The 12437-nt window shown below is 40.1% G+C and carries 14 protein-coding genes; all 14 read left to right on the top strand.

The window, feature by feature from the left end; genetic code table 11:
* The 14 genes from SG0102_RS05225 to SG0102_RS05290 all read left to right on the top strand — a co-directional run bounded on the left by SG0102_RS05225 (position 1) and on the right by SG0102_RS05290 (position 12405).
* Positions 1-573 (top strand): xanthine phosphoribosyltransferase, encoded by a 573-nt coding sequence (locus SG0102_RS05225; protein ID WP_125118984.1) that lies wholly within the window; start codon positions 1-3, stop codon positions 571-573.
* Between the two features lie 17 nt (positions 574-590).
* The gene (locus SG0102_RS05230; protein ID WP_125118985.1) at positions 591-3521 is read left to right on the top strand and encodes an AAA family ATPase; all 2931 of its coding nucleotides are present in this window, start codon (positions 591-593) and stop codon (positions 3519-3521) included.
* A 9-nt stretch (positions 3522-3530) separates the two neighbouring features.
* Complete coding sequence (gene ftsY / locus SG0102_RS05235) at positions 3531-4511, top strand: signal recognition particle-docking protein FtsY (protein ID WP_125118986.1); 981 nt, start codon at positions 3531-3533, stop codon at positions 4509-4511.
* A gap of 1 nt (position 4512) precedes the next feature.
* Complete coding sequence (ylxM, locus tag SG0102_RS05240) at positions 4513-4845, top strand: YlxM family DNA-binding protein (protein ID WP_125118987.1); 333 nt, start codon at positions 4513-4515, stop codon at positions 4843-4845.
* Positions 4846-4875: 30 nt separating this feature from the next.
* Complete coding sequence (ffh, locus tag SG0102_RS05245; RefSeq protein ID WP_125118988.1) at positions 4876-6273, top strand: signal recognition particle protein; 1398 nt, start codon at positions 4876-4878, stop codon at positions 6271-6273.
* Between the two features lie 64 nt (positions 6274-6337).
* Entirely contained in the window at positions 6338-7945 is a 1608-nt protein-coding gene (locus tag SG0102_RS05250; RefSeq protein WP_125118989.1) for an N-6 DNA methylase, read from the top strand.
* An 87-nt stretch (positions 7946-8032) separates the two neighbouring features.
* The gene (rpsP, locus tag SG0102_RS05255) at positions 8033-8305 is read left to right on the top strand and encodes a 30S ribosomal protein S16 (protein ID WP_125118990.1); all 273 of its coding nucleotides are present in this window, start codon (positions 8033-8035) and stop codon (positions 8303-8305) included.
* A gap of 2 nt (positions 8306-8307) precedes the next feature.
* Positions 8308-8559 carry a KH domain-containing protein gene (locus SG0102_RS05260; protein WP_125118991.1) on the top strand — a complete coding sequence of 84 codons (252 nt, stop codon included), beginning with the start codon at positions 8308-8310 and terminating at the stop codon, positions 8557-8559.
* 36 nt (positions 8560-8595) lie between these two features.
* On the top strand, positions 8596-9108 hold the full coding sequence (rimM, locus tag SG0102_RS05265) for a ribosome maturation factor RimM (protein ID WP_125118992.1): 513 nt from the start codon (positions 8596-8598) through the stop codon (positions 9106-9108).
* Complete coding sequence (gene trmD, locus SG0102_RS05270; protein ID WP_125118993.1) at positions 9098-9823, top strand: tRNA (guanosine(37)-N1)-methyltransferase TrmD; 726 nt, start codon at positions 9098-9100, stop codon at positions 9821-9823. The genes rimM and trmD overlap by 11 nt, the downstream gene beginning before the upstream one ends.
* Before the next feature lie 125 nt (positions 9824-9948).
* Complete coding sequence (rplS, locus tag SG0102_RS05275; protein WP_125118994.1) at positions 9949-10299, top strand: 50S ribosomal protein L19; 351 nt, start codon at positions 9949-9951, stop codon at positions 10297-10299.
* Positions 10300-10348: 49 nt separating this feature from the next.
* Complete coding sequence (gene lepB, locus SG0102_RS05280; protein WP_125118995.1) at positions 10349-10903, top strand: signal peptidase I; 555 nt, start codon at positions 10349-10351, stop codon at positions 10901-10903.
* Positions 10904-10918: 15 nt separating this feature from the next.
* A complete protein-coding gene (ylqF, locus tag SG0102_RS05285) occupies positions 10919-11785 on the top strand; it encodes a ribosome biogenesis GTPase YlqF (RefSeq protein WP_125118996.1) in 867 nt (288 codons plus the stop codon).
* A complete protein-coding gene (locus tag SG0102_RS05290) occupies positions 11770-12405 on the top strand; it encodes a ribonuclease HII (protein ID WP_125118997.1) in 636 nt (211 codons plus the stop codon). Before ylqF ends, SG0102_RS05290 begins: the two co-directional genes overlap by 16 nt.
* The last annotated feature ends 32 nt before the right edge of the window (positions 12406-12437 follow it).

The raw sequence follows: 12437 nt of genomic DNA on the forward strand, positions 1-12437 counted from the left end.
ATGAAAGTTTTAAAAGAACGAATTTTACGTGACGGGCGTGTTATTATGCCGGATATTTTAAAAGTGGATTCATTTCTGAATCATCAGATCGATGTTGCCTTATTTGATGAAATCGGCAAGGAATTTGCCCGTCGTTTTCAAAAGGAACGAATTAATAAGATCTTGACCATCGAATCTAGCGGGATCGCTTTAGCGGTGATGACAGCCCGTTATTTTCATGACTGTCCGGTGGTCTTTGTGAAAAAAGCCAATTCTAAAATTATGGATCCTCATGCTTATAAGGCGAAGGTCCATTCCTTTACGAAAAATAATGATTATACCGCGCAGTGTGCGAAAGCTTATTTAGGACCAGAAGATCATATTTTAATCATCGATGATTTCCTCGCTAACGGGGCAGCTGTCGGCGGGATGTTAGAAATTTGTAAGCAGGCGCAGGCGCATGTTGAAGGCGTGGGGATCGTCATTGAAAAAGGTTTCCAGGAAGGACATGATAAGATTGTCAGTCAAGGGATCCATTTGGAATCATTAGCGATTATTGATCATTTTGAAAATGGTCAGGTTGTTTTTAAATAAATAGAAAGGATCATACCATGTATCTGAAAAGAGTTGAATTACATGGGTTTAAATCATTTGCGGACAAAAGCGTCATTGAATTTACCCCTGGCGTTACGGGGATCGTTGGCCCAAACGGCTGTGGAAAATCCAATATTACCGATGCCATTCGCTGGGTATTAGGTGAAAAGAGTGCCAAAGCGCTGCGTGGGGATAACATGAGTGATGTTATCTTTTCCGGAAGCGAGGATCGTAAAGCTCAGAATTTAGCGGAAGTGACCCTCGTTTTTGATAATGAGGATCATTATCTTGATTATGATGCCAATGAAGTGGAAATCACCAGACGTCTTTATCGTATCAATAATGAAGCGGAGTATTATATCAACAGACAGCCTTGTCGTTTAAAAGATATTACGACACTCATTATGGATACGGGTTTAGGAAAAGATACACTCTCCATTATTTCGCAGAATAATATCAATGATTTTGTGGCGCAAAAACCCGAAGAACGCCGTCCGCTTTTTGAAGAAGCGGCGGGGGTCGCAAAATATAAAGCTCGGAAACGAGAATCGGTTGCCAAGTTAGAAAGGACCACCAATAATCTTGAACGTGTCGATGATATCGTTGTGGAGTTAGAAAAACAGGTGGGACCATTAAAACGTCAGAAGGAGAAAGCGGAAACCTATTTGGCTTATCAGAAACAGCTCGAAGAAGTGGAAGTTTCTGTCTTAGTCAAGGTGATTGAAAATCTTTCGACGCAGTTAAAAACTTTAGATGACCAGATCAAAACAAGCGATCAGGAGAAAACAGTCAATGATGGCAATATCCTGATCAAAGAAAATCAGAGTGAAGAACTTTCTAAAAAGATGTTTCACTTAGATCAGGATGTGAATAATTTACAAAATGAGTTATTCACGGTCATGAAAAATGTCAGTGACTTAGAAGCCCAGAAAGCGACGATCGATGCTTCGCGTAAACAGGCGGCATCTTCAAATAATCAGGAAGATCTGAAAGCGAAGATCGCTTCGCTCAAAGGAATCTTAAAAGATGCCCTGCGGGAATATAATGATCGCGTGGAACGGTATCAGGAAGTGAAGGCGGAAAAAGAGCAGCTCTCTGCTCAGCAAAGTCAAAATGCGCAGGCTCAGGAAGTGTTACGTCATGAAATTGAGAATCTGAACTTTGAAATCCATAAAAAGCGCAGTGAGAAAACGCAGTTAGTCGATCAAATTGAAAATAAATCCAATTATGGTTATGGGGTTCGTTCCATTTTAAAAGCGAAGGATTCCTTAAGCGGGATCTTAGGAACAGTCAGTGATTTACTGACGGCGCAAAAAGGCTATGAAATGGCTTTAGCGACAGCCCTTGGCGGCAGTGTTCAAAATATTGTGACAGCTAGTGAAGATGATGCGAAAAGGGCGATTGCCTTTTTGCGTAAAAATCATGCCGGCCGGGCGACCTTTATGCCATTAGAAAAAATGCAGCCAAGAAAAGTGCGGGAAGATCATGCTCTCATTTGTGAGCAGGCGGCAGGCTGTTTAGGCTTAATGAGTCGCTTTGTCAGCTATGATGAGAAAATCACTCCGATTGTGGAAAATTTATTAGGCAATATTATTCTTGCCGATAACCTCGATCATGCGTCGCAGTTATCATCGCTGCTTTATGCGCGTTATCGGATTGTCACCTTAGAAGGTGACGTCGTGAATGTTGGCGGTTCTTTAACGGGTGGGAGCATGAGTAAGAAAAATAATGCCTTTGCCCAGAAAGAAGCGCTTGAACGTTTAGAAAAAGCGATCAAAAAGGATGAGAAAGCGTATAATGAAAAACGCATAGCCTTAAATCACGCAGAAAATGAGGGCAGAGAATTGTCTTCACTCTTTATGCAAAAACAGATGAGTTTTGCCAAGCTGGAAGTCGTTGTCACGAACAAGAAGAATGAGCTAACAATGGCAAAATCAGATTATGAAGCCGCGGCGAAAGATCATGAAGATCTCGTCGATGATGTGGTTGAGGATCACAGTCTGCTTGATGAATTGAATGCGCAAAAGAAACGGCGTGATGAACTGAGTGAAGAAATTCAGGCGAAACGTACGCTTAGAATGTCTTATGTCAATGAGAAAGAAGCTTTAGAAAATGAATTGAAGACGATGCGCAGCGACAATCGTCGTTATGAAAAAGCGTTAACGGAAAATAAGATTGCGAAAACGAAACATGAAACAGAAATTCAGAACTATCTGATGCGTCTTAATGATACGTATATGATGACTTTTGAACATGCGAAAACGTTAGCGGATCCAGACATTGATTTAGACGCTTCGACAAGACAAGTCAAAGAGCTGCGTAACCGTATCGCTTCCTTAGGAAGTGTGAATACGGAAGCGATCGCCCAGTATGAAGAAGTGTCTGCGCGTTATGAAGAACTGACGAAAAATCGCCAGGAGTTAAAAGCGGCGCAGGATAAGTTATTAACGGCTATTGAGGACATGGATCATATTATGGTGGATCGTTTTACGAAAACGTTTGAAGCTATTAATAAAGAATTCAATAATGTCTTCAGAACGCTTTTTGGCGGCGGGCATGCGGCGCTGCATTATACCAATCCAGATGATATTTTAGAAACTGGTATTGATATTGAAGCGCAGCCGCCAGGGAAAGCCGCCAAGCTGCACTCGTTCTCGGGGGGCGAAAATGCCTTGATCGCTTTAAGCTGTTTATTTGCGATTATCAGCGTACGCCCAGTACCGCTTTGTATTCTTGATGAGGTGGAAGCCGCTTTAGATATGGCGAACGTCGAACGTTTTGCAAAATACCTGCAGACTTTTGCCGATCGCACACAGTTTATTGTCGTCACCCACCGTGAGGGAACGATGGCCCACTGTGATTTGCTTTATGGGGCGACCATGCAGCAAAAAGGGGTCACGAAGTTAGTCAGTGTACAATTAAAAGAAGCGCAGCAAATGGCTTCTTAGGAGGAATATATGGGACTATTTAATAAAATTAAAGAGACTTTTATTGGGAAGTCGACCAAACAAAATGAAAAATATGTAGCGGGATTAGATAAATCTTCGACGTCTTTTTCGGAAAAGATTAACTCTTTAGCGGCCCGTTATCGTGAAATCAACGATGATTATTTTGATGAATTAGAAAATATCCTGATTATGAGCGATGTCGGGGTCAATATGGTGATGACGATCGTTGATGAAATCAAAAAAGAAGTTCGTCTGGAAAATATCAAAGATCCTCGTCAGATCAATGATATTATCATTGATAAGATGTTTGTCATTTATGCTAATGATTCGATTATGACCACGAAAATTAACTATGCAAAAGAAGGCTTAACAGTTATTTTAATGGTCGGCGTCAATGGCGCCGGCAAAACGACGACCATTGCGAAATTAGCGAATAAAATGAAAAAAGAAGGCCGTTCGGTGATGTTAGCGGCTGGGGATACTTTCCGTGCCGGGGCGATTGATCAGTTAGATGTCTGGGCGAAACGTTTGGATATTCCTTGCGTCAAAGGCAAGGAAGGCGGCGATCCGTCAAGTGTTATTTACGATGGTGTCAAACAGGCTAAAGAAGCAGGGGTTGATGTGCTGATTTGTGATACCGCTGGCCGTCTGCAAAATAAAACCGGATTAATGCGTGAATTAGAGAAAATGAACCGCATTATTAAAAAATATGTGCCTGATGGACCTCAGGAAACACTTTTAGTTATTGATGCGACAACGGGTCAAAATGGTGTGAATCAGGCTGTGGAATTTTCTAAGATCACGGATATCACTGGCATTGTCTTAACGAAAATGGATGGTACGGCGAAAGGCGGGATCGTCTTATCAATTAAAGATATGCTCAATATTCCGGTGAAATTTATTGGTTTAGGTGAGAAAATGGATGATCTGCAGGAATTTGATTTGGAAAACTATATTTATGGCTTATGCCATGACTTAATGGGGGACTAATATGGAAGACGATATTCTCGAAAAGAAAGAGCATGTCATCTTACTGATGGACCTCTATAAAGATTTATTAACGGATAAACAAAAGGAATATCTGACCCTTTATTATGAGGAAGATCTCTCATTATCGGAAATTGCGAACGATTTAGGGGTGTCACGCAACGCTATTTATGATAATATTAAACGCGCAGTGAAGTCCTTAGAGAAGTACGAAAGTAAACTCAAGCTGTTAGAAAAGCATAAACAGCGTCTTGCACTGATTAAAAAGATTGAAAAAGAAAACCAGAGAGATACCAAAGATATTGAAGATTATCTGGAAATGTTGAAGGAATTATAAGAAAAAAAGAAATAAAGCAGGGGGAATACCATGGCATTTGAATCATTGTCAGAAAGACTCCAAGGGACCTTAAAGAAGGTTACCGGGCAGTCGCAATTAACCGAACAAAACATGGAGGAGATGCTGCGAGAGATTCGTCTCGCCTTACTCGAAGCCGATGTTAACTATGAAGTGGTCAAAGACTTCATCGCGAAAACGAAAGAAAAAGCTTTAGGGGCTGATGTCCTTGGCTCATTAAAACCAGGACAGGTGGTTGTCAAAATCGTCCATGATGAATTAGTAGAATTGTTAGGAACGGATGTATCAACAGTTGACTTCTCAAAGAAACCAACCATTATTATGATGGTCGGTTTACAGGGGTCAGGGAAAACCACGACAACTGGTAAGATCGCTAAACGTATTAAAGAAAAAGATGGGAAGAAACCATTATTAGTTGCGGCCGATATTTATCGTCCAGCAGCCGTTGAACAGTTAAAAACGATTGGTCAGCAGGTGGATGTGGAAGTGTTCTCAGAAGGCACTGACGTATCTGCGGAAAAGATCGTAACGGATGCTTTAGATCATGCGAAAGAAAACCATAATGATGTCATCTTAATCGATACGGCCGGCCGTTTACAGATCGACCAGCCGTTAATGGAAGAGTTAAAACATTTAAAGGATATTGCTCATCCGGATGAAATCCTTTTGGTTGTTGACTCATTAGCAGGTCAGGAAATTGCTAATGTGGCTTCTTCATTTAATGATCAGCTCGGTATCACTGGGGCTGTGTTAACGAAGTTAGATGGTGACTCACGTGGTGGGGGTGCAATCTCAATTCGTTACTTAACCCATGTTCCAATTAAATATATCGGGACGGGTGAAAAATTAGATCAGATTGATTTATTCTATCCAGATCGTATGGCTGAACGTATTTTAGGGATGGGGGACGTTGTTTCCTTAGTTGAAAAAGTACAGGATGTCTATGATGAAAAAGAAAGCATGAAAGCTTTCAATAAGATGCAGCGCGGCACTTTTGGCTTGGATGATATGCTCGTGCAGATGAAACAGCTCAAGAAAATGGGCCCTCTTTCAGGGATTTTGAAAATGCTGCCGGGGATGCCTAAGATGCCAAAAATTGATGATGATGAAGCGAATGATCGTTTAAAAGAAACAGAATCCATGATTCTCTCTATGACGTTAGAAGAACGTCAGCATCCGGAAATCATCAACATGAAACGTCGCGAAAGAATTGCCAAGGGGTCAGGTAAGAGTGTCGCTGATGTCAACCGTTTATTAAAACAGTTTGAGCAGTCTAAGAAAATGATGAAACAGCTCTCTAATATTGATCCGACAACGGGCATGATGACGCAAAAGCCACAGCGTAGTAACTTTAACCCAGCAGGTGGCCCACATAAGAAAGTGCGTCATAAGAAAAAGAAGAAAAGATAAGCAAAGATAGGGGGATTACTCCTATCTTTTAGTTTTCATGTTATAATGAAAGCAGGTGAAATTTATGGAAATTCAGGAATTAGAACGAAAATTAGGCGGCTCTCTTTCCCAGGAAGAACGTCGCGATCGCTTATTATGTATTGCTTTTATTGTCTACTGTGAAAAACAGCAAGATTTATCGCCTACTGATTCTTTTGACTTAAGCCGTCTGCTAGAGGTGATTTATGAAGAGCATCTGCGTAGTCTCATTCAGGATGCATATATGTATACCCGTAATGTCAACGATCCAGCGATGCGCCGCAGTCTCGTAGATATTTATCATTTATTTCATAGTTATCATGAAAATGAGTTATTGTCGTGTTACTGGGAACTCTATGATCAGCTTGTTTTAGGGGAAAAAGATTATCGTTTAATTACTGAACCCAATCTTTGCCGGCTAGTCAGTGATACAGAAAGCTTTCATGAAGATGAAAAAGTGTTAGATGTCAATATTGGCCAGGGTCGTTTTCTCATTACTTTACATGAACATCATCCTGATTTACAGTTTTTTGGCTATGATCTGAATAATGATGATTTATTAGTTGCACGGATGAGTTTTTATCTTGAAGATATGAATGTTGTCATCTTAGGCAGTGATTTTCTTAAAGATATACGGGAAGAAACTTATGATTTTATTTTTGTCAATTATCCTTGGCAGATGAACAGCAGTCAGCCAGTTTTAGGCCATCGTTATTTACAGTCAGATATGCCTGGTTATGGCGCAATGATTAAAGCTATCAATAGTTTAAGTGAGCAAGGTGTTGCCATTTGCGTGAGTGATGATAGCTTTGGAAGTAAAGCGGAGACCGTGAACTTACGTCAGGAAATCGTCGATCAGCATTTGCTTTCAGGAATTATGGCGATGCCGAAAGGAACCTGGAAATGGACCTCACGCGGCTATCAGCTGCTTCGCTTTAGTCGCAGTGATGTCATTCGCGTTGTGGATGCCCGTAAAGGCAAGAAAACGAAACACCGTCAAAGTGTGTTAGATCTTGATGCTATTAAAGTGATGATGAATGACAGCTTAGCGGTGAAAAACAAAACAATACAGGAGAATGATTACAGCTTTGATGTCCTTACCTATCTTTATAAAGCAAGACTGCATCTTATTCATCCTACAAAATTGAGAGATCTTTGTATGGTGATCAAACCCATCGATCTCTTACCAGGAAAAGAGGCTTGTTTTAAACTGACAGCGACCGACTTTGATCAGGGGATGATTTATGAAGATCAGTTAAAAAAGGATTACTGTCTGATTTCTTATCGATATACTGTTGATGAATGTGATGTGGTATTAAGTGTCAATAGTGAAGAAGTGAAAGCTGCCTGTCTTCATGATGATACGCATTACTACGTGGCGGATGAAAAACTGTTTATTCTCAAAATGACATCGGCGAAGCTTTTGCCAGATTATTTAGCGATATTCCTGAATAGCAGCCAGGGACAAATTGCGGTAAAGATGCAGGGGGCTTATACTAAGCGTAAACTTGAAGAAGTAGAGATTTCTGTCCCTTCTTTAGAGCATCAGCAGGCGGTGATTGATCGTTATGAAAAGCTGATGGATAAGCGTCTTAAGACCATGCAGACCCTCTATGATATTGACTTGCAGTTATCAGCTTTAGGGGAAAAGTAAAACTGTTAAGTAAAAAACCTTGACAGGGAATTTAAATATGATATGATGGACAAGTCAAAAAAAATAAAACTATTGGAGGATATACATATGGCAGTTAAATTAAGATTAAAAAGAATGGGTGCTAAGAAATCACCTTTCTACAGAATCGTAGCAGCAGATTCTAGATTCCCAAGAGATGGTCGTTTCATCGAACAGTTAGGTACTTATGATCCAAGACAGAACCCAGCTAAAGTCACTTTAAAACATGACGAAATCATGAAATGGTTATCAAATGGTGCTCAGCCATCAGATACAGTAAGAAATATCTTATCTAAAGAAGGAATCATCAAAGAATTCGCTGAAGCTAAGAAGGCTAAATAGTCATGGACTACGTCAAAACTTTATTAGACATTACTCGTGAATTAGTGAATGATAAAGATCAGTTAGAAGTACGTGAAATGCCTTCCCTTGATGAAGACACGATCACCTTATATGTGTACGCATCTAAGAATGATATTTCTAAACTGATTGGCCGTAAAGGTGTGATGGCGAATTCTATTCGTCGTCTGATGTCTATTGGTCAGCATGATGATCATAAACGTTTAGATATTAAGTTTGAATCTTACGGAGAATAAGGATGTCTGAGACATCCTTTTTTTATAGAGGTGAATATGGAAGAAAAAGTATTAGTAGGTAAAATTATTAAACCTTTTGGCATTAAGGGAGAGGTTAAGGTTGATGCGATGACCGACTTTCCCGATGAACGTTTTAAAGTCGGGGCCATTGTTTATTTACGTGAAAAACGCGGCGATCAAAGTCTTGTTATTGCCTCACATCGCGTTCATAAAGGCTATGATCTGATCAGTTTTGAAGGTATGCAGGATATTAATCTGATCGAGGCATTTCGGATGCATGAGTTATATGCTTTAAAAGATGACTCTTTACTTGATGAAGGGGAAGTCTGGGTATCAGATTTAATGGGGTGTGAAGTCTACAATCATGGAACGCTTTTTGGCGTTGTCAAAGATATGTATGACAATACCTATCAGGATCTTTTAGTTGTGGAACATAACGGGAAAAGAGTCTTGATCCCCTATGTGGATGCCTTTGTGAAAAATAAAGATATCGAACATAAACGTATTGATGTCGCACTTATTAAAGGATTTGTCGATGATGAAGATTGATATTTTATCGCTCTTTCCCGAAATGTTTGAGGGTTTCCTGCATACGTCTATTATTAAAAGAGCCATTGAAAAAGGTGTTGTCGAAATTCATGTCCATGATTTCCGTGAATTTGCCCATGATCGTCATAAAAGCGTTGATGATACGCCCTATGGCGGCGGTCAGGGGATGGTTCTCATGTGTCAGCCATTACTAGATTGCTTGAAAACGGTTGTTGACAAGGATGCACTTGTTATTCTGATGTCTCCGCAAGGGCAGACCTTCTCTCAAAAAATGGCAGTAGACCTCACGAATGAAAAACATTTAATTATCATTTGTGGGCACTATGAAGGTTTTGATGAACGTATTCGTGACTATGTCGATATGGAAATTTCGATTGGTGATTATGTCTTAACGGGCGGGGAATTGTCATCGATGGTGATCACGGATGCAGTCACCAGATTATTACATGGGGCGATTCGCGAAGCATCGCATGAAGATGACTCATTCTCCGATGGCTTATTAGAATATCCCCAGTACACTAAGCCAGCAGAATATGATGGCGCGAAAGTGCCGGAGGTCTTATTAAGCGGTCATCATGAGAATATTCGTAAATGGCGTTTGAAGCAGTCTTTAAAGCGAACCTATTTACGTCGTCCGGATCTGCTTCGTGATCGTGCTTTTACGAAAGAAGAAGCAAAGCTGATGGAAGAAATTCAGGCAGAGTTAGAAAAATAAAAAAAGAATTGCATTGCATAAAGATAAATGCTACAATAGTCAAGTCGTAAGACCGCAGGAGCTCCGCTGGCTGAAAAAGTTATGAACTTCGAAGACAAAATTTGATATATACGGAGGAAAAATTAATGAACTTACAGTTAGTTGATGAAATCACTAAAGATCAGTTAAGAAGTGATGTTCCAACATTCAAACCAGGTGATACTTTAAAAGTATACGTAACTATTCAGGAAGGTAATAAATCACGTGTTCAGTTATTCGAAGGTGTCTGCATCGCAAGAAAAGGTTCTGGCATCAGCGAAACTTTCACAGTAAGAAAGATCTCTTACGGTGTTGGTGTTGAACGTGTGTTCCCAGTACATTCACCAATTATCGATCATATCGAAGTAGCTAGAGTCGGTAAAGTACGTAGAGCTAAATTACATTACTTACGTGGTTTATCAGGTAAAGCTGCAAGAATCAAAGAATTACGTAAATAAGAAGAGGATGGGGGATTCCCCATCTTTTTGTTTTCTTAAGGAGAATGAAATGGATACAGAAAAAGCTTTAAAAGCTGCCAAAAGAAAGAAAAGAATCTTGATCTTAGCACCGCTGCTGTTATTTGGCTTTTCTTTGTATGTACTGATTCTGCCAGTAGTTGTTAGCGGAGAATCGATGATGAATACGCTGCATGATGGGGATTTTGCCTTTGTGTCTAAGACGGGATTACGTCATGTTCACCGTTTTGATATTGTCGTCATCAATTCGAAAAAACTGAATGAAAAGATTGTGAAAAGGGTTATTGGTTTACCAGGTGAAACAATTGAATATAAGGATGATAAGCTTTATGTCAATGGAACTTATACCAAAGAAGATTTCTTAGATCCTTCGTGGATGACTTATCAGAAAACAAGATTGAAAGATAAGCTCTATACCCACAATTTTAAGGTCACTTTAGGGGAAAACCAGTACTTCTGCATGGGGGATAACCGTCTGAATTCGGTCGATTCCCGTGAACTTGGTCCCTTTGAACGAAAAGATATTATTGGAAAAGGCGGCTTTATTCTCTTCCCAATTACCCATATTAAATCAATGAACCAATAGAAATGAGGTGAAACTATGGCACAAATTCAATGGTATCCGGGACATATGGCGAAAGCAGAGCGAGAAATCGAAGGTAAGATGAAGCTCATTGATATCGTCATTGAATTAGTCGATGCCCGGGCTCCTTATTCTTCTAAAAATACCACCTTTGATCGTCTGATCAAAAACAAACCACGATTATTAGTGATGACCAAAAAAGATTTAGCGGATGACGCAATCACCGCTAAATGGAGTCAGTATTTTGAAAAACAAGGCTATGGCGTGATGGTTGCTAATATGAAAAACTTTAATGAATATAAAAAGATTATTGCCAAATGTCGTCTGATTTTAAAAGACAAAATGGAAAAAGAAGCATCGCGCGGCTTAAAGCCACGCGCGATTCGAGCAATGGTGATCGGCGTTCCCAATGTTGGTAAATCCACTTTTATCAATTCCTTAGCGAAGCGTAAAGCCGCGGTGACGGGCAATCGTCCTGGCGTGACGAAAGCCCAGCAGATTATCCGTGTTGAAAAGGATTTTGAATTGTTTGATACACCGGGGGTTTTAGCACCCCGTTACAATGACGAGGAAATTGCTCGTAATGTGGCTTTAATCGGCTCGATCAGACAGGATATCTTACCGCGTGACGATTTATTTATTTACGCTGTTAAATACTTAAATAAACAATATCCTGATGCTTTAAAAAAACGTTATGATGTCAGCTTTGATGAAGAAGATGATTGGGTGATCCCAGTCTTTGATCAAATCGCGAAAGTACGAGCGATCAAGAAAGTGCGCGGGGAAACCGATTATGAACGCGTTATGGATGTCTTCTTTAAAGATCTTCAAGATGGGGCCTTTGGCAAAATCAGCTGGGAGATGCCGCCATGTGTGAACGATTAGCTTATGAACAGGCCGCTTATGAAGCGGGCTATCAAAAGATTATCGGTTTAGATGAAGCGGGTCGTGGACCGATGGCGGGACCGTTGGTTGTCGCTGGAGTGATTTTTCCACAAGGCTACTATGATGAGCGAATTAACGATTCAAAAAAGCTGACGGCAAAGAAGCGGGAAGCGCTCTACAATATTATTATTGAAAATGCGCTAGCTTATCATATTGAAGTGATCAGCGTGGAAGAAGTGGACGAACTCAATGTTTATCGCGCTTCGCAGACTGGGATGATTCGCTGCGTAGAAAAAATTAATATCAAGCCGGATTATGCGTTAACGGATGCAATGCCTTTAAAAGATGTGATTCCTCACGATGCAATTGTGAAAGGGGATGCGAAATCGCTATCAATAGGGGCGGCTTCCATTCTCGCTAAAGTGACCCGAGATCATATCATGATTGATTATGCAAAGCAATATCCTGAATATGGCTTTGAAAAACATAAAGGCTATCCTACCAAAGCGCATAAAGAAGCTTTAGAAAAATATGGTGTCACACCGATTCATCGTAAATCTTTTGCACCGGTGAAAGATGTTTTAAATAAACAAAAGCAAATGTCATTATTTGATTTGTAAAAAGGTTGATTATTATCAAAATGATGTTATAG

The sequence above is a fragment of the Intestinibaculum porci genome (assembly GCF_003925875.1).
Lineage (GTDB): Bacteria > Bacillota_I > Bacilli_A > Erysipelotrichales > Coprobacillaceae > Intestinibaculum > Intestinibaculum porci.

Coding starts and splice junctions, on each gene's coding strand:
- ftsY (WP_125118986.1), top strand. CDS start 3,531: ATGGGACTATTTAATAAAATTAAAGAGACTTTTATTGGGAAGTCGACC.
- SG0102_RS05290 (WP_125118997.1), top strand. CDS start 11,770: ATGTGTGAACGATTAGCTTATGAACAGGCCGCTTATGAAGCGGGCTAT.
- lepB (WP_125118995.1), top strand. CDS start 10,349: ATGGATACAGAAAAAGCTTTAAAAGCTGCCAAAAGAAAGAAAAGAATC.
- SG0102_RS05260 (WP_125118991.1), top strand. CDS start 8,308: ATGGACTACGTCAAAACTTTATTAGACATTACTCGTGAATTAGTGAAT.
- trmD (WP_125118993.1), top strand. CDS start 9,098: ATGAAGATTGATATTTTATCGCTCTTTCCCGAAATGTTTGAGGGTTTC.
- rimM (WP_125118992.1), top strand. CDS start 8,596: ATGGAAGAAAAAGTATTAGTAGGTAAAATTATTAAACCTTTTGGCATT.
- SG0102_RS05250 (WP_125118989.1), top strand. CDS start 6,338: ATGGAAATTCAGGAATTAGAACGAAAATTAGGCGGCTCTCTTTCCCAG.
- ffh (WP_125118988.1), top strand. CDS start 4,876: ATGGCATTTGAATCATTGTCAGAAAGACTCCAAGGGACCTTAAAGAAG.
- SG0102_RS05225 (WP_125118984.1), top strand. CDS start 1: ATGAAAGTTTTAAAAGAACGAATTTTACGTGACGGGCGTGTTATTATG.
- ylxM (WP_125118987.1), top strand. CDS start 4,513: ATGGAAGACGATATTCTCGAAAAGAAAGAGCATGTCATCTTACTGATG.
- SG0102_RS05230 (WP_125118985.1), top strand. CDS start 591: ATGTATCTGAAAAGAGTTGAATTACATGGGTTTAAATCATTTGCGGAC.
- ylqF (WP_125118996.1), top strand. CDS start 10,919: ATGGCACAAATTCAATGGTATCCGGGACATATGGCGAAAGCAGAGCGA.
- rpsP (WP_125118990.1), top strand. CDS start 8,033: ATGGCAGTTAAATTAAGATTAAAAAGAATGGGTGCTAAGAAATCACCT.
- rplS (WP_125118994.1), top strand. CDS start 9,949: ATGAACTTACAGTTAGTTGATGAAATCACTAAAGATCAGTTAAGAAGT.